The sequence below is a fragment of the uncultured Propionibacterium sp. genome, from assembly GCF_963539965.1.
GTDB lineage: Bacteria > Actinomycetota > Actinomycetes > Propionibacteriales > Propionibacteriaceae > Propionibacterium.
The window spans coordinates 36886-53753 of the sequence record NZ_CAUTOU010000007.1 but is presented as its reverse complement, the minus strand read 5'-3'; the positions used below and the strand labels follow the sequence as shown (position 1 = coordinate 53753).

Here is a 16868-nt window from a genome sequence, read left to right as displayed (position 1 = left end):
GGCCAGCTCGTCGCGGCCCTGCGCGGCCAGGGCCGCGTCGTTGCCCGGGCCGGCCGGGGCGTCGTCCGCGGTGACGTCGCGCGGCGGCTCGCCGGGGCCGGTGTGCACGGGCTCAGCGGGGTCCGGCATCAGGCGTGCTCGTTGGTGAGCTCTGCGCGCGAGGCGAGGGCGTTGACCGCGGCCACGGTGATCGCCGATCCGCCCCGGCGGCCCAGCAGGGTGATGTACTCCAGGCCGAGCTCGTCGTCCACCAGGGCCTGCTTGGACTCCGCGGCGCCGACGAAGCCCACCGGGATGCCGACGATGCCGGCCGGCCGGGCGCCGGTGGAGTGGCACAGCTCGAGCACCCGGTACAGGGCGGTGGGGGCGTTGCCGATGGCGACGACGGCGCCGTCCAGCCGGCCCTGCTCGGCCCAGCGGTCGACGGCGGCGTGGGTCTTGGTGACGCCCTTGGCCCTGGCCTCGTCGGCCAGGGCGGGGTCCTTGATGTGGCAGACGACCTCGTTGCCGCGGGGCAGGCGGGAGCGGATGACGCCCGAGGCGGTCATCGACGAGTCGCACAGGACGGGGGCGCCGGCGGCCAACGCGGCCCTGCAGCTGGCGGAGACGCCGGGAGTGAAGGCGATGTCGCCGGCGATGGCCGGGTCGGCGGCCGCGTGGATCATGCGCACGACGACCTGCTCGACGTCGGCGGGGAAGCGATCCAGATCGGACTCGGCCCGGATGATGCGGAAGGACTCGCTGTAGATGTCCGGGCCGTTGTTGAGGTAGTCGCTCATTGGTTCTCCTGCTCAGTCGGGCTGCCGGGTCCAGTTCCAGCAGGTGACGGTGCGGGCGGGCCTCCAGCCGCGCAGGCGGCCGATGCGGTCGGCGGTCTCGATGCCCAGGCGGAACAGCTCGCCGCCGTGGGCCTCGTGCAGGGCGGCGATGGCCACCTCGGCCTCCACCGTCACGGCGTGGACGACGAGCCGCCCGCCGGCGGGCAGCACGTCGATGCACCGCTCGGCGAGCCGGGCGGTGAGGCCGCCGCCGATGAAGACGGCGTCGGGCCGGGGCAGCTCGCCGATGAGTTCGGGGGCCGGGCCCTCGCGGATCTCGAACTGGCCGGGCAGCGTGAGGGCGTCGGCGTTGGCGCGGGCGTTGGCGGCGCGCTCGGCCCTGTGCTCGACGCCGACGGCCCGGCAGCTCGGGTCGGTGCGGCACCAGTCGACGGCGATCGAGCCGGCGCCGGTGCCCAGGTCCCACAGCAGCTCGCCGGGGGCCGGGCGCAGCGCGGCCAGGGCGACGGCGCGCACCGGGTGCTTCGTGATGAGCCCGTCGTGGGCGAAGTGCTCCTCGGGCAGGCCGGGCGTGCGTCCGAGCCTGCTGGCGTCGCGGTCGATGGTCACGCCGTCACATTATCCCGGCGGGTGCGCCCGATCGCGCCCCGCGCGAGCGGTTGCTGCGCCTGTCAGCTGTCAGCGTGCAGACGGGCGAGGGCCCAGTCGAGCGCCTGGGCCGGGGCGCCCACCCGTTCCCCGTAGTCGGGGGCCGGCGGGCGGGCGATCATCACGATGGTTGCGCCGATCTCGGTGGCCACGACGAGTTTGGGGTCGAGGCCGGTGCCGCCGGAGTCCTTCGCGACGAGCGTGGCGATCGTGTGGGCCGGGTCAGCCATGAGCGCGCGCTCGTCGTCGTGGGTGAAGGGGCCGCGCCGGGTCAGCAGGGTCCAACCGGCCGGGAGCGCCTCGTCGGGGGCGTGGATGACGCGGTGGGTGATGTCGCGCTGCCCGAGCGGCAGGTAGTGGGCGGTCTCCTGGCGGCCGATGGTCAGCAGCACCGGGTCGGGCAGGCGGCGGACGGCCCGGGCCGCCTCGTCGTGGCCGCCCACCCAGGTCCAGTCGGCGGAGGTGGGCTGGGCGCGCCAGCTGGGCGCCTCGAGGCGCGCCAGGGCGGTGCCGGTACGCCGGCAGGCGGTGGCCGCGTTGTCGCTCATGCGGGCGGCGAAGGGGTGGACGGCGTTGATGACGCAGCCCGGGCGGTTCCCGGCGAGCCAGTCGGCCATGCCGTCGGGGCCGCCGAAACCGCCGACGCGCACCGCGCCGGGCAGGGCCAGCGGCTCCCTCGTGCGGCCGGCCAGCGAGGTGGTGACGTCGAGACCGCGCTCGACGAGCAGCGATGCGAGCGTGCGGGCCATCGTGGTGCCCCCGAGGATCAGGACGTCCATGGCGGCAAGTCAAGCGCGGGCGGGGGAGCGGGGCAAGCGGTCCTGGAGCGCCCGGGCCGGCGTCAGGATGATCCATGGGACCTGTTTCCGTGGAAGCTGATCGGGAAAGGGCTGACAGAGCCGCCATTCGTCAACTTTCATTGACGAATGGGGGGTTGTTCCGAGCGCGCACGGGCACGGTGTCGATGGAGTGCTATAGGTTTTGTGGATAGCGGGAAAGTTTGGATTATGGTTTAGGCTGCTGTCTTGTTTTGTTTCTGTGTTTGATGGACTTCGTTCGGGGTTCGGTATCCGATCGTGGAATGAAGCCTGGTTTGATTGCAGCAGAGTTCAATCCATGATGTCACGTCTTTGATTGCTTTTCTTCTGGCGGGGTAGATTTTCCGGTTGACGAGTTCTTTCTTGCAGGTGGCGTTGAATGATTCCGCTGCGGCGTTGTCGTAGCAGATACCGGTTCTTCCCGCCGAAGCGGGAACACCATGCTTGTTCATGGTGCTGGCGCAGTCGGCTGAGGTGTACTGCGATCCCCGGTCTGAATGAAAAATTGTCACTCCTTTGATGGGTGAGCAGTTTCTTACTGCCATTTCCAAGGCGTTTCGAATCAGCTCGGTTCGCATGTGTTCCGCCAAAGCATAGCCGACAATTTTCTTTGAGCAGCAGTCCATGATGGTCGCGAGATGCACGAATCCTTCCCACGTGTGAATGCAGGTGATGTCACCCACCCGTTTCCGGGCCGGGGCGTCGGCTGTGAAGTCTCTTCTGATCAGGTCGGGGCGCTCCGCCAGATCCTGGGCCGGCACGGTGGTTCGGACCTTCGGGCGGGGATGACACGCCACCAAGCCCTCCTGTCGCATGAGCCGGCGTACCGTCTCCGGGCTGGTTTCCACACCATTGCGTTCCAAGATTCTATGGACTCGTCGATATCCACAGGTTTGCCTGGACTCATTGAAAAAATGTTTCACCAGAATGGCGAGCTCTTCACGACGTTTCCGGGTTTCTGACATACCCCTGCCCCGCCAGGCATAGCAGCCGGAGCATGACACCTTGGCCCAGCGACACATCAAACGGATCGGGTAGTCGCCTTCCTCGCGATGAATGTACACGTATCGTGCTTTCACCGGGACTCCTGCGCGAAGAAGGCCGCCGCTTTTTTCAAGAATTCGATCTCCATTCGAGCCTCTCGCAGCTCAGCCTTGACTTTCTTGTACTCGGCAAACTGGGTCGGTGTAATTTCCTCACCCCCGACATCGGAATGAGTCCTCCGCCATTTGTTGACCCAGTTCCCCACGGTTTGCGCTACCAGACCATAGGACTTCGCGACCTCGCTGATCGGCCGGGAGTGTTCGACGACCTCCAACACGACCTGTTCTTTGAACTCTTCACCATACTTCGATGCCGACATAATACAGATTTTACCTCACATGTTCGAATAAACCCATCTTTCACCATACTCCGAAAAACGCACAGCACTTCAGTCCTCGAGGGCCTCGGCCAGGCGAGGCGTCCACCGACCGATGGCCCGGGAGATGGAGGACTGGTCCACGTCGAAGGACTCGTCGGGTTCGGCCTGAGCGCGGTTGCGACGGTGATGAATGATCGTGAGCCTGTTTTTTGTTCGGTGATCAGCGCCCGGGACCTGCCCGTTCTCTGCGGGGAACGTGGGTATGGCCGGCATGATATCCCGCGTCATGTTTTTTTGGCAGGCCGGTTGTGAGGGCATGATCGGCGTGTGGTTCCAGGGGGCCGAGATTGGGTAGACCGCCGAAGGTTTCGCCGGAGACCAAGACGCGGATCGTGCTGGCCGTGCTCGCCGGCGAGGTGTCCGTGGCGGAGGCTGCGCGCAAGGAGAAGGTCTCCGAGCAGTCGATCGGCCGGTGGAGAGCCGAGTTCCTCGAGGCCGGCGGATCCGCGATGGCGATCGGCCGTTCGGGGCCCTCGGCGCGGGAGGAACAACTCGAGGCTCAGATCGAGGATCCGACCCAGGCGCTGGGCGAGGCCGCTGTCGAGCTCCGGGTGTGGAAGAAGTCAGCGGAGGGCAGGCTGGGCCCTTCGAGGACCCCGAGGTAATCCGGGTCGAGTCCGGGATGCCGACCGCGAGGTTCCGCCAGATGCTCGACATTCCGGAACGCCCGTGGCGGCGCCGGCAATCGGAAGCACGGGCAGGTCAGCCGGTGAAAGGGCCGTGGCCGGCACCTGCACGAGACGCCCATCGCGACGCGGTGACGGCGATGGCGGCGACGCATCCGGCGCGGGGGCACCGGAAGATCCGGGCCATGGTGCGCCATGACGGGCACAGGGTGTCGCAGTCCCACGGTCCTTCGGATCCTGGACGAGGAGGGCCTGCTACTCAAGGCTGACCACCAGCGAGAACGCCGACAGATGGCCAAGCAACGCAAGGCCGCGTTCGCCGCCGCGCCAGCAGGGCCGAACCAGGTGCGGCAATTCGACTTCTCGGAGTATGAGACCACCGGCGGGGGCGCATGGCGCGTCGCGGGCCTTGTCGACTACTGCTCGAAGTACGAGTTCGGCCGGCACTGGTCACCGACGGCGAACCAGCATGACGCGATCACCGCCGTCGGGCTCGCCCTCGCCGAGGCCGAACGCCTGCCCGGTGGTCCACGGCTGATCGATCACCTTACCGACACGGACACCGGCGAGGTCGTCCCCATTGCGCTCGTCACCGACAACGGCGGCCCGTTCCGGTCTTTCCGGTTCGGTGCCTTCATCACCTCCCGGCCCGAGTCGCGGCACGCGCGCACCCGAGTGAAGACCCCCGGGCAGAACGGCGTCTGCGAGCACGCCTTCCAGGCGCTGAAGTACGAGCGGCTCTACCGCGAGCACATCGACGACGCCCTGGACCTCATCCGTGAATCCGACACCTCCCGCGTCGAGTTCAATACCGTGCAACCGCACGAGCACCAGGCCTGGAACCGACCCGCCGATGTCCACACTGGCCGCGCCGACCCCAGCGCCCCCACCTTTCCCGAGCCCAAAACCCTGCCAACCACTCGACGCGGGACAGCTTAAGGGGAACACGTCACGGGAGAATTAGCGACGGGTCTGGCCGATGATGAACGGATCGTCGTGGCTGGCGGTTCCTACGGGATCGAGGCGGCCGCGCGTAGGAGCGTCCTCGCCGCAGGCGGGTAACACGGTCGCGGTGCACCCCAGCAGGCTGGACCGTCCATATCCCGCTGGTCACAGCGAGCTGCTGGACCGGATCGGCGAAGTCGGTCGCCTGATCGGTGAGCTGCCTCTCGGCTCAGCGCCGATCAAGAGTCGACTCCAAGCCCGTAGCCGTGGCTGCAGTTTGGATTTACTGAAGGTTGGGCGGGTGCCTCTCACGCGGTCAGTGGAACGAAACCTACCATACGTATGGTATGGTTGATTGTATGGCAACCAGCCCCGAGATCCTCGACGCTGCACTCAACGTCCTGCGTCGCGGCGACACGCTCACCATTGATGCAGTCGCGCACGACGCAGGGCTGACAAAGCCTGGAGTCGTCTATCATTTCGCCACGAAGGAGATCCTGACACTCGCGGTCCTTGACCACCTCCTCGACCGCTGGGAGGTACAACTGCGGGAACGAGCCGGAAAGGACGCCGGCCCTGATGACCGGCTCCGTGCTTACGTTGAGCACGCACTCCTCGGCGACATGGACGCTGCGGACCTCGTGTTATTGGCGGACACTAAGTTGCGCGACAAGCTCTCCGCGCGGTGGGCTGAGCGCATGAGTCTCTGGTTCAGTGACTTACGCGACCCACGGCTCGTGACAGCTCGCCTTGTCGCTGACGGGGCCTGGATCGACCGCTGCCTCGGACTGCTCGACCTAGACGAGTCCGAGCGTGCCGCCACGGTGGCCATCGTCGCCTCGCTGATCGGACAGAGGGCGAAATCGTGAAGAAGTGGGCTTTTCTCGCCGCGGCAATTGGCTTAGAGGTAACCGGATCGCTCTCGCTCAAAGCGGCGCTCGATGCCCCTGCCTTCTACCTGCCCGTGGTGGTCGGCTACGTCGCTTCTTTCCTCGCACTGTTCATGGCGCTGCGCGGAGGGATGGGTTTGGGCGTTGGCTACGGCATCTGGGGCGCAAGCGGCGTTGCGCTCACGGCAGTCATGTCGCTCCTCGTCTTCGGCGAGCCCATCACACCGCTCATGGCGCTGGGCATCGTGCTCGTCATGGGCGGCGTGTTGTTGGTCGAGCTCGGCTCGCAGGCCGCACAGAAGAACTCGGACAGGGACAGGAAGGCCGCACGATGACCGCCATTGCCCTTATCGGCCTCATCTCCGCGATCATCGGCGAAGTCACCGCCACCGTCTCTCTCCGCATGGCGAGCACTGGCAAGAAGGCCTGGTGGATCGGTGTCGGCGCTGGATACATCTTCGCCTTCGTCATGTTCTCGGTGGCCCTCGCCCAAGGTCTCCTGCTCGGAGTGGCCTACGGCATCTGGGCGGCGACCGGCGTCATCATTGCGGCGGTGCTCAGCCGAATCTTCTTCAAAGAGCCCCTGACTTGGGTGATGAGTCTCGGCATCGTCCTCATCGTCGGCGGCGTCCTACTGATCGAACTCGGCGCCACGCACTGAGGATGATCGACCGGTGGTCCCTGTTCACGCCGTGGTGTACACGCATGGTGATCACGAAAACTTCGACCGGCAAAGCGCTTGCGTTCCTCTCGCAGGACGCTCGAGGCGAGGCTCTGCCCGTCAAAGAGACAGCTCCCGGTGGGGCCTGCTTCGTATGACTGCGTGACGGTGAACACCGTCCGAGATATAGTGCTCCTTTCACGGGGTTTTTGTGTGAGGCGGTAGGGGAATCTGTTTGAGGTGATGAAGGCTTCGAATGCGGTGCGAGTGTTCTCGAAGGCGGCGCGCTGGTGATCACCGATGGAGTCTTCTGCTTCTTTCCAGACGTGTTCTACCGGGTTCATGTCAGGGCAGTAGGGCGGTAGATTGATCAGGCGGACTCGTCCCAGGTTTTTGGTCACACCCCAGTTCCTGTTTCAGTTCCCTGGACTTGTGCCAGGCGGCGCTGTCCCAGATGACCACGATGTCCTTGCCGGGGTATTTCAAGATCAGATCGATCAGGGCGCCGGAGATGGCACAGGTGTCCCGCCAGTTCAAACCCGTGAGATCGACCGAGCCGTCGTCCTGGTCGGGTGGGGGAAACGCTCCGGAAGTCACGTGCTCGTGAGGGGCCAAGGGTCGAGGCGGTCCTCCATGATTCCGGAAGAGTCGGGATCGGTGTCATCGCGGTCATGACCGGTCAGCACCTGGCACATCTTGGTGGCCCGCCAGCTGGCCGGCCACTCCCGAACGGTCTTCTCGCTGCGCTCAACCATGTCAGCGATGATGCCCGCATTGACGCCGCGCGAGGCGTACAGGATGGCTTCGGCTTTCATCCGCACCAGCACATGGGTGTCGGAACGCTTCTTCCACCTGATCAGGATGACGGTTTCTTCTGGGGTGACCTCGATCTGCATGTCCCAATCATTTCCGAAGCGAGGTTCTGAATCCATCAAAAATATGGTTTTGTTTCATGGCGGCCATGTCTTGCCATCGAGCCTCTTCAGTGTTTTGACAAGGGATTTGAACACGCGTGTTTGCTCAGGGTGACTTTTGATCGATCCGGTTGAGAAGAACTCTGAACCCTTGCGCTCCCACTGGTTGGGGTGACGGCTCTTCTCGATGGAAGTTTTGAACAACTGCGTCTTCGCACGTTTAAAGGAAGCGCCCATTTCACGCGAGTTGGAAGCGGGAATAACGTATCCGGCATAACCGAAGATTGGATGGTGGAAAAATTTTTTGTGCTTAGAGTCAACGTAAGGGCCCACATGCCCGAACTCATCAAGATATGCAACGAGCATGGGATCTCCCTGCTGGACATGACGAGAGCCCACTCATCGCGTGGGCTCCGAAGTGGCGCGTGTCCCGTGTTCCAGAGATCGCTACCGCTTCGAGCATCGCATACGTGCCAGCCGGAGTCAAGTGCTCGCGTCGCTGAGGCTGCCTCATCCGGAAGAGGAGCCCGGGCGCGAGCGGCGTCCGATCGTCTTCAAGGCGGGTCTCTTTCGCCGGCCGGCCGGTCCAGCGCACGGGTCACGATCCCACTAAACTCTGCCCCTAGGGGTTCGCAGTTGAATCTTCTCAAGGGGAGTGAGGGATGTCCGGAACCATGTCTCGGGGGCAGCGGCTCAACGTCGCGCCGGGGTCCACCGTCGTGGTCCGCGACGAGGAATGGCTCGTCACCGCGGTCGAGAAGGTCGGCGACGACCAGCTCCTCACCGTGCAGGGCCTCACGCCCCTGGTGCGCGGCACCACCGCCACCTTCTACGAGTCCCTCGAGCTCGACCCGGCCCGCCCCGCCGGGCCGGGCAACGGCATCCGCTCCCTCGACCCGCGCGACGCGGTGCCCGTCGCCGACGACTCCCCGCACTACCGCCGCTCCCGGCTGTGGCTCGAGGCCACCCTGCGCAAGACGCCCGTCCCCATCGGCGAGCCGGCCCTGGCCGTCTCGCACCGGGCGCTGGCCGACACCCTCGACTACCAGTACCGGGCCGCCGCCAGGGCCCTCGACCCGGCGAACCTGCAACCGCGCATCCTGCTCGCCGACGCCGTCGGCCTGGGCAAGACCATCGAGATCGGCATGATCCTGTCCGAGCTCATCCGCCGCGGCCGCGGCGAACGCATTCTCATCGTCTGCCCCCGCCACGTGCTGGAGCAGACCCAGAACGAGATGTGGTCGCGCTTCGACATCCCCTTCGTCCGGCTCGACTCGGTGGGCGTCCAGCGCGTCAAGCAGAAGCTGCCCGCCAACCGCAACCCGTTCACCTTCTTCAAACGGGTCATCATCTCGATGGACACCCTCAAGCAGGACCACTTCGTCAACGACCTGCGCAAGCACCACTGGAACGCCGTGGTCATCGACGAGTCGCACAACGTCACCAATGCGAGTACCCAGAACAACGCGCTGGCCCGCAACCTGGCCGCCACCACCGACGCGCTCATCCTCGCCTCGGCCACCCCGCACAACGGCAGCCGCGAGTCCTTCGCCGAGCTCGTCCGGCTGCTCGAACCCACCGCCGTCGGCCCCGACGGCGAGATCAACGAGGACGACCTGCGGCGCCTGGTGATCCGCCGCCACCGCAACAGCCCCGAGGTGTCCGGCGTCGTCGGCTCCGACTGGGCCGAGCGGCTGCCGCCGCGCAACGAACTCGTGCCGGCCTCGCCCGCCGAGGACGCCGTCGCCGACGAGCTCGACGACGTCTGGCTGCACCCGGCCGGGGGATCGTCCCCCTACTCGGGCGGCACCCGGCTGTTCCCGTGGACGCTCGCCAAGGCCTTCCTGTCCTCCCCGGCCGCCCTCGACGCCTCCATCACCGAGCGCCGCAGGCGCCTCGACGCCGCCGCCCGGGCCGGCGCGACGGGCACGATGAGCCCGGCCCAGCGCGCCGAGGCCGACGCCCTCGGCCGCCTAGCCCGGCTCAACGAGGCGGCGAAGGGCTCGTCGGCCAAGTACGACCGGCTCGTCGCCTACCTGCGCCACATCGGCGTCGGCCGGCGCAGCGAGGCGCGCGCCGTCGTCTTCGCCGAGCGGGTCGCCACGCTCGCCTGGCTGCAGCGCAAACTGTCGGCCGACTTCGGCTTCAAGCCCGGGCAGGTCGCGCTGCTGCACGGCAGCCTGCCCGACGTCGAGCAGCAGGAGATCGTCGAGAGCTTCAAGCAGACGAACTCGCCGATCCGGGTGCTCGTCACCGGCGACGTCGCCTCCGAGGGCGTCAACCTGCACCGGCAGTGCCACGAGCTCATCCACTTCGACATCCCGTGGTCGCTCATCCGCATCGAGCAGCGCAACGGCCGCATCGACCGCTACGGCCAGCGCGCCCGCCCGCAGATCACCACCCTGCTGCTGACCCCCGGTGCCGAGGGCTTCCGCGGCGACATCACCGTCCTGAGCCGCCTGCTCGAACGCGAGGAGGAGGCCCACCGGGCCCTCGGGGACGTGGCAGGGCTCATGGGCGAGTACAGCGAGTCCAGGGAGGAGGCCGAGCTCACCAGGGTGCTCGCCGGGCAGAGGAGCTTCGACGAGGCCGTCCGCACCGTCGACGAGGTCTCGGCCGGCGACGGCCTGGCCGCCCTCATGGCTGCGATCAGCGGCAACGGCGCCCCGGCCGCCGGGCGGGACGTGCCGGCGGTGGAGCTGGCCGAGGACGACCCCCTGTACGCCGAGCCGGTCACCTTCCTGCGCGAGGCCCTCGAGGAGTACTACAAGACCCCCGCCGCCCCGCCCTCCACGCGGGGCGGCGGAGTGGGCTGGCGCGAGCACTCCGGCGAGGGCGTCGTCGAGTTCGTCCCGCCCGCCGACCTGCGCCAGCGCCTCGAGGTGCTGCCCCAGGGATACCTGGGCGACCGCGGCGTGCTCAGGAGCTTCAAGCTCGCCACCAGCAGGGCCAGGGCCGCCCAGCTGCTGCGCGATGCCCTCACCGACGCCTCCGACAGCTCGTGGCCCGAGGCCCACTACCTGGGCCCGCTCCACCCGGTGCTCGACTGGGCCGCCGACCGCGCCCTGGCCATGCTCGGACGCAACGAGCTGTACGTCGTGCGCGGCCGGGTCGGCGCCCCCACCGTGCTGCTGTGCGGAACCCTCACCGACAAGCGCGGACAGGTCGTCACGGTCAGCTGGGTGGGCGTCGAGTTCCCCGACCCCGCCAACCCGGACATGGGCCTGCCGACCCCCCACGAGTCCTCGTCGCAGATGCTGCGCGCCGCCGGCCTCGACGAGCGGATGAGCAACCCGGGCGGCCTCGTCGGCGCCGACGCGCTCAAGAGCATCATCGCCCCGGCCGTCGAGAAGGCCGAGGCGCAGCTGGCCCTCACGATGGACCGGGCCCGCGAGGCCGTCGCCGAACGCATCGAGCGCTGGAGCGCCCAGACCGTGCACTGGCGGGACGAGGCCGACGCCATGGTCGCCCGCGGCCCCCTGCGCCGGCACCGGGCCGGCGTCGAGGAGCGCCAGCGGCTCGTCGAGCAGATGGCGCCCGACCGCCAGCTGGTGCGCCCGCTGCTGGTCGTCGTGCCCGAGGACTTCGGCAAGGAGGACTGAACCATGGCGACCAGTGACGCCCTCGTCGTCGTCGAGGACTGGATCAGCGAGCACTTCTTCACCAGCGACTCCGCCAAGGGGTCCTTCCACAAGCTGGTGACCGACCGGCACAGGCAGTGGAAGGCCGCCGACGGCCCCACCCCGCTGTCGCGCTTCACCGCCGCCCGCGCCGATCTGCTCAAGGCCATCGCCGGCCTCTACGGCGACGACGGTCCGAGCCGCGTCGGTGCCGAACGCGCCCGCGACGCCTACCGGCTCGTCCTCGGCGTTCTCGGCTACGGCTCCGGCCAGTACCGGGTGCGCGCCGACGGGCCCGTGCGCTGGTTCACCACCGCCGGCGCCGGCGACGAGCAGCTGGCCGTCGTCGAGGCCACACCGGTGGCCGCGCCCGAGGACCTGCTCGACAAGAACGCCAGCACCCTGCTGGAGCCCTGGCGGCCCGGACCCGCAGCCCCCGACTCCGAACTGGTCTGTTCGGCGTCGCGCCTGGTCAGCGCGCTCATGGTGCGCCCCGGCGGCCCGGCCTTCGCCCTCGTGCTGGCCGGACGCTGGCTCCTCGTCGCCGAACGGGCCCGCTGGCCCGAGGGCCGCTACCTGGCCGTCGACGTGCAGACCGTCGCCGACCGCAACGACACCAGGCGCGGCGGCGAGGTGCACACGGCGCTGGTCTGCCTGGCCGCCGAGTCGCTGGCCCCCGACGCCAACGGCGACATCTGGTGGTCCGGCGTGCTGGAGGCCTCCATCCGCCACACCGTCGGCGTCAGCCAGGACCTGCGCGAGGGCGTGCGCGAGTCCATCGAGATCATCGCCAACGAGGTCATCGACCGCCGCCGCGCCGGGGGCCTGGAGGCCCTGCCGGCCGACGAGGCCCAGCCCCTGGCCATGCAGTCGCTGCGCTTCATCTACCGGGTGCTCTTCCTGCTCTACGCCGAGGCCTCGCCCGAACTCGGCGTCCTGCCGGTCGGCGCGCCCGAGTACGAGAACGGCTACTCCCTCGACCGGCTGCGCGACCTGCTGCTGGTCGAACTCACCGGCGCATCCCGCGACGGCACCCACCTGTACGACTCGCTGGCCGTGCTGTTCCGCCTCGTCGACCAAGGCAACCTGGAACCCGGCGTGCCAGAGCAGGAGCAGACCGAGGCCCTGGCCTTCCACGCGCTGCGCGCCGACCTGTTCCGCCCCGGGGCCATCGGCCACATTGACGAGGTCGGCCTCGGCAACGCCGCGATGCAGCAGGTGCTCGGCAAGCTGCTGCTCAGCAAGGAGCGCAGGGGCAAGGACCGCGGCTTCATCAGCTACGCCGAGCTCGGCATCAACCAGCTCGGCGCCGTCTACGAGGGCCTCATGAGCTACACCGGCGTCTTCGCCCCGACCGACATGTTCGAGGTGGCCCACGACGGCGACCCCGCCAAGGGCTCGTGGGTGGTGCCCGTCGACCGGTCGAGTGACCTGGACGACAAGGACTTCGTCATGGTGCACGACCCGGTACGCGGCGACTGCCGCAAGACCTACCGCGCCGGCCAGTTCGTCTTCCGGCTCTCGGACCGCGAGCGCCAGCAGTCCGCCTCGTACTACACCCCCGAGGTGCTCACCCGCTTCACCGTCTCCCAGGGGCTCGCCGAACTCCTCGACCAGGACGGGCGCACCACGCCGGCCGACGAGATCCTCCGCATGAGCATCTGCGAGCCGGCCCTCGGCTCGGGCGCCTTCGCCATCGAGGCCACCCGCCAGCTCGCCGAGCAGTACCTGGCCCGCAAGCAGAAGGAGACCGGCCGGAGCATCGACCCGGAGGACTACCCGGCGCAGTTGCAGCGGACGAAGGCCTTCATCGCCCTGCACAACGTCTACGGCGTCGACCTCAACGCCACGGCCGTCGAGTTCGCCGAGATCACCCTGTGGCTCGACACCATGGTGAGGGGACTCGACGCGCCCTGGTTCGGCCTGCACCTGCGGCGCGGCAACTCGCTCATCGGCGCCCGCCACGGCTTCTACAGCACCGGCCAGGTGGCCGACAGGAGCTGGCGCACGAGCCCGCCCACGGACGTGCCGCTGGAGGCCATGGCCGAGCGGGCCCGCACGGGCGAGTCCGTGGCCTCCGGCGCCGACGGCCGCATCCCGCACTTCCTGCTGCCCGGCGCCGGCTGGGGCGCCACCGCCGACGCCAAGGAGGCCAGGGAACTGGCAGCCGAGCGGGTGGGGCAGGTGAAGACCTGGCGCAGACAGTTCACGAAGGCCCCCACCCTCGCCCAGACCAGGAGGCTCGTCGCCCTCGGCGAGCAGGTCGAACGGTTGTGGACGATGGCGCTGCGCCGCTTGATGGTGGCCGAGCAGCAGACCCGCCGCGCCATCTCCCTGTGGGGCGCAGAACCGGCCGGGGCGCGCGAGCCGGTCGTGACCCGCGAGCAGATCGAGGCCTCGCTGGCCAATCCGGACGGCGCCTACCGGCGGCTGCGCCGGGTCATGGACGCCTGGTGCGCACTGTGGTTCGTGCCGCTCACCGGTGAGCAGGTGAGGCTGCCCGACTGGCAGGAGTGGATCGGTGCCGTCGAGCAGCTCATCGGCGTCCCGGTTCACGTCAGGGCCGACCGGCGCCACCAGCCCGCCGACCAGCAGCTGGCGGCGGACGAGTGGGCGGCGCTGGCCGAGCAGGAGAGCTGGGTGCTGTCCGGCTCCACGGCCACGAGCGTCGAGCGGGCCCTCGCGGACCACCCGTGGCTGCGCGTCTGCGAGCAGGTGGCCGACCGGCAGGGCTTCTTCCACTGGCAGCTCGACTTCGCCACAGTGTTCGCCCGGGGCGGCTTCGACCTGCAGGTGGGGAACCCGCCGTGGGTGCGGCCGCGCAGCGATGTATCGGCGCTGCTGGCCGAGACCGACCCGTGGTGGATGCTCGAGAACAAGCCGTCGGAGGCCGCCAAGAAGCAGCGGCGCGCGGGCACGCTGCTACGGCACGGCGCCACGGAACTTCTCATCGATGGTGTGACCGATATCCAGGCGCTCAGCGCCTACGTCGGCGACGCCACGAACTACCCGGAGCTCGCCGGGCTGCAGCCCGACCTCTACCGCTGCTTCATGGAGCAGACCTGGGCCCATCTGTCCGGTCTCGGCGTGATCGGCCTCGTGCATCCCGAGACGCACTTCACCGACGAGAAGGCCGGGGCCCTGCGCGAGGCGGCCTATCGTCATCTGCGGCGGCACTGGCAGTTCGTCAACGAACTGCAATTGTTTAAAGAAATTGATCACCACAATTCGTACGGCGTGCACGTCTACGGGGCCTCGCGGGAGGTCTCCTTCGATCAGGCCTGCGGACTCTACCACCCCGACACGGTGGAGCGCTCCTATCGGCACGACGGCTCGGGCGAGGAGCCCGGCCTGAAGTTCGGGGGCGCATGGGACCAGCGGCCGCACGCCGGGCGCATCCAGCACGTCGACACCGGCGTGCTGGAGACATGGCGCGACATGCTCGAATCGCCTGAAGCGCCTCCTGCGCAGGCCCGGATGCTCTACACGGTGAACAGTGCGAGCGCCGCCGTGCTCGCCAAACTCGCGAAAAGCCCGCGCATGGGCGAGCTGGAACTGCGGTTCTCGCGAGGTTGGGACGAGTCGATCGACCGCCGGAAGGGCTACTTCGTTCAGCGCTGGGGCAGGCCCGACAGCTGGGATGATGTGATCCTGCAAGGCCCACACATTCATGTGGCGAACCCAGCCTTCAAGCAGCCGAACGCGACGATGAAGCACAATCAGGACTGGTCCGACGTCGATCTGGAGAAGCTGCCCGCCGACTTCATCCCCATCACCGCCTACAAGCCCGCAGGCGACCGTACGAAGTACGACGCCGCTGTGGTGAAAGCATGTGGAGAACCGAGCGAGTACGCAATCGTATGGCGCTCCATGGCGGCGAACACCGGCGAACGGACGTTGATTCCTGCGCTGGTCCCTCCGGGCTTGGCTCATCTGTTCACGCTTCGCTCGGTGCGATGCAGCTCTGAACGTGACTTGGTTGGAAACCAAGCCTTCCTGTCAAGTCTTCTCGCTGACTTTTCAATTCGATCGGTTCCGCGTGCACACATCCTGCTGCCAGATGTTGAACGGCAACCGCGATTCGATGCCGTTCATGTCCTGTCCTCGGCCCTGCTCCTGCGCGCCCTCCGCCTGAACTGCATCACCAATGCTTATGCCGATCTGTGGTCGGTCTGCTGGGACCCGGCCTTCACCTCTGACTCGTGGGTGCTGTCAGCTCACAGCGCGGTGCAGCTCGGTGACGTGGGGCCCGGCTGGCGGCCGAGCATCCTGCTGCGCCGCGACCTCGACCGCCGTCAGGCCCTCGTCGAGATCGACGCCCTCGTGGCCCTCATGCTGGGCGTCACCGCCGACGAGCTGTGCACCATCTACCGCACCCAGTTCGCCGTCCTCTACGGCTACGACCACGGCAAATACCTCTACGACGCCAACGGCCGCCTCGTCCCCGTCGGACTCCAGCGGCTGTGGGCCAAGGAGGGCAACACCCTCAGCGCCGATGAGCTCACCACCGAAAATGTCAATGGCAGCACCTACAGTTACAAACTGCCGTTCACCCGCTACGACCGGGAGGCCGACATGCGCACCGCCTATGCCGAGTTCGAATCGAGGCTGTGCAAGCAAGTACCGGAGGGGAAAGAGAGGATCTCCAAATGACTTATCTTAGTGCTGATTATCTCAACAAACTGGAAGAGGCTGTGGATCGTTTTTCAATTGCCTTTGAAGAATGGATGAAGACGCAGGATGAGGGCGATAGAGGGGCATCGCGTGGCTATTTCCCGACGGTTTGCGTAAAAGAAGGAGTGGATGTTGACGAGGTGCGCAGACTTGAGCTGGATGTTGCCGCTGAGGCCGGGGCTGCTTCGCGAGCTGTGCAGCTTACAGGAGCCTATGTAGGTATTTCTGGAGTGGGGGAGCCTATTGATCCCATAGCAAATTGGTTCACGATGTCTCGCTATAAGCCATTAGTCGATCCGAGAGATGTGCGCATGGTCATTGCGACGGTTAAAGGGCGGTTAAAAGCCTTGGCTCTTGATATTCAGGCGCAGAACAATTCGGAATATCCGGTATTTTCTCCGGCTAATTTCCATAGTGTTATCTGGGCTGAGGCGTCGGAGCGGTGGGTGATCCATGATTATCGCGTCGCCGTCAGAGAGGCTGCCGAGGGGCTCACCAATCATTGGAAAGACAAGTTGGGAAGAAATGATGTTGATGCCACGAGGTTCTGGCAAGAAACCCTTTCTCCGGGCGAGCCAAAGCCTGGCGCTCCGAAACTCGTGTGGCCAGGCGAACCTGCAGACAAGACGGTGAAGAGCATGCGAGGCGGTATCGAGCCCTTGAGTAAAGCGCTGAATGCTCTTGCTGTAGGATTAAACCTGACTGTGCGGAATGTGGCTACGCACACCCGAGATGAATTGTCTGAGCAGGAGGCAATGGAGAGGTTGGCGGCCTACAGCTACTTTGCTCGCCTGCTTGATCAGTGTGAAATAAAAAGGGCAGAGCGTGCTGTATAACCCATGTTTATTTGAAAAGTGTGATATAAAGGGT

At 66.9% G+C, this 16868-nt stretch carries 17 protein-coding genes; 8 read left to right on the top strand and 9 right to left on the bottom strand.

Annotated elements, in window-relative coordinates:
• Positions 1 to 128 precede the first annotated feature (128 nt).
• From R2N01_RS03050 to R2N01_RS03025, 6 genes are all read right to left on the bottom strand, one after another.
• Positions 129 to 779, bottom strand: coding sequence for a precorrin-8X methylmutase (locus R2N01_RS03050; RefSeq protein WP_316668333.1), 651 nt, complete (start codon positions 777 to 779; stop codon positions 129 to 131).
• A gap of 12 nt (positions 780 to 791) precedes the next feature.
• Positions 792 to 1388 (bottom strand): precorrin-6Y C5,15-methyltransferase (decarboxylating) subunit CbiT, encoded by a 597-nt coding sequence (gene cbiT / locus R2N01_RS03045; protein WP_316668331.1) that lies wholly within the window; start codon positions 1386 to 1388, stop codon positions 792 to 794.
• 62 nt (positions 1389 to 1450) lie between these two features.
• Entirely contained in the window at positions 1451 to 2206 is a 756-nt protein-coding gene (locus R2N01_RS03040; RefSeq protein ID WP_316668329.1) for a cobalt-precorrin-6A reductase, read from the bottom strand.
• Positions 2207 to 2439: 233 nt separating this feature from the next.
• Positions 2440 to 3324: an IS3 family transposase gene (locus R2N01_RS03035; protein WP_316668327.1), complete on the bottom strand. Its 885-nt coding sequence runs from the start codon at positions 3322 to 3324 to the stop codon at positions 2440 to 2442.
• Positions 3321 to 3608: a transposase gene (locus tag R2N01_RS03030; RefSeq protein ID WP_316668326.1), complete on the bottom strand. Its 288-nt coding sequence runs from the start codon at positions 3606 to 3608 to the stop codon at positions 3321 to 3323. Before R2N01_RS03030 ends, R2N01_RS03035 begins: the two co-directional genes overlap by 4 nt.
• Positions 3609 to 3677: 69 nt before the next feature.
• Positions 3678 to 3881: a hypothetical protein gene (locus R2N01_RS03025; RefSeq protein WP_316668325.1), complete on the bottom strand. Its 204-nt coding sequence runs from the start codon at positions 3879 to 3881 to the stop codon at positions 3678 to 3680.
• Between the two features lie 74 nt (positions 3882 to 3955).
• Here R2N01_RS03025 and R2N01_RS03020 point away from each other — a divergent pair, with 74 nt between their 5' ends.
• The 5 genes from R2N01_RS03020 to R2N01_RS03000 all read left to right on the top strand — a co-directional run bounded on the left by R2N01_RS03020 (position 3956) and on the right by R2N01_RS03000 (position 6790).
• Entirely contained in the window at positions 3956 to 4273 is a 318-nt protein-coding gene (locus R2N01_RS03020; RefSeq protein ID WP_316668323.1) for a transposase, read from the top strand.
• Positions 4274 to 4585: 312 nt separating this feature from the next.
• Positions 4586 to 5233, top strand: coding sequence for a hypothetical protein (locus R2N01_RS03015; RefSeq protein WP_316668320.1), 648 nt, complete (start codon positions 4586 to 4588; stop codon positions 5231 to 5233).
• A gap of 365 nt (positions 5234 to 5598) precedes the next feature.
• The gene (locus tag R2N01_RS03010; RefSeq protein ID WP_316668318.1) at positions 5599 to 6108 is read left to right on the top strand and encodes a TetR family transcriptional regulator; all 510 of its coding nucleotides are present in this window, start codon (positions 5599 to 5601) and stop codon (positions 6106 to 6108) included.
• A complete protein-coding gene (locus tag R2N01_RS03005; RefSeq protein ID WP_316668316.1) occupies positions 6105 to 6464 on the top strand; it encodes an SMR family transporter in 360 nt (119 codons plus the stop codon). Before R2N01_RS03010 ends, R2N01_RS03005 begins: the two co-directional genes overlap by 4 nt.
• Entirely contained in the window at positions 6461 to 6790 is a 330-nt protein-coding gene (locus R2N01_RS03000; protein WP_316668311.1) for an SMR family transporter, read from the top strand. Before R2N01_RS03005 ends, R2N01_RS03000 begins: the two co-directional genes overlap by 4 nt.
• Before the next feature lie 345 nt (positions 6791 to 7135).
• On the opposite strand, the gene R2N01_RS02995 is transcribed toward R2N01_RS03000, so the two are convergent.
• The 3 genes from R2N01_RS02995 to R2N01_RS02985 are packed head-to-tail and all read right to left on the bottom strand — an operon-like array spanning position 7136 to position 8070.
• On the bottom strand, positions 7136 to 7387 hold the full coding sequence (locus R2N01_RS02995) for a hypothetical protein (RefSeq protein ID WP_316668309.1): 252 nt from the start codon (positions 7385 to 7387) through the stop codon (positions 7136 to 7138).
• A complete protein-coding gene (locus R2N01_RS02990) occupies positions 7384 to 7686 on the bottom strand; it encodes a hypothetical protein (protein WP_316668307.1) in 303 nt (100 codons plus the stop codon). The genes R2N01_RS02995 and R2N01_RS02990 overlap by 4 nt, the downstream gene beginning before the upstream one ends.
• A 54-nt stretch (positions 7687 to 7740) precedes the next feature.
• Positions 7741 to 8070, bottom strand: a complete 330-nt coding sequence (locus R2N01_RS02985; protein WP_316668304.1) for a DUF3800 domain-containing protein — start codon at positions 8068 to 8070, stop codon at positions 7741 to 7743.
• 308 nt (positions 8071 to 8378) lie between these two features.
• Here R2N01_RS02985 and R2N01_RS02980 point away from each other — a divergent pair, with 308 nt between their 5' ends.
• Genes R2N01_RS02980 through R2N01_RS02970 form a run of 3 tightly spaced genes read left to right on the top strand, consistent with a single transcriptional unit; the run spans position 8379 to position 16834 of the window.
• Complete coding sequence (locus R2N01_RS02980) at positions 8379 to 11306, top strand: helicase-related protein (protein ID WP_316668302.1); 2928 nt, start codon at positions 8379 to 8381, stop codon at positions 11304 to 11306.
• A gap of 3 nt (positions 11307 to 11309) precedes the next feature.
• Positions 11310 to 15977, top strand: a complete 4668-nt coding sequence (locus R2N01_RS02975) for an Eco57I restriction-modification methylase domain-containing protein (protein WP_316668299.1) — start codon at positions 11310 to 11312, stop codon at positions 15975 to 15977.
• Positions 15974 to 16834 (top strand): TIGR02391 family protein, encoded by an 861-nt coding sequence (locus tag R2N01_RS02970; RefSeq protein WP_316668296.1) that lies wholly within the window; start codon positions 15974 to 15976, stop codon positions 16832 to 16834. Before R2N01_RS02975 ends, R2N01_RS02970 begins: the two co-directional genes overlap by 4 nt.
• Positions 16835 to 16868: the final 34 nt, after the last annotated feature.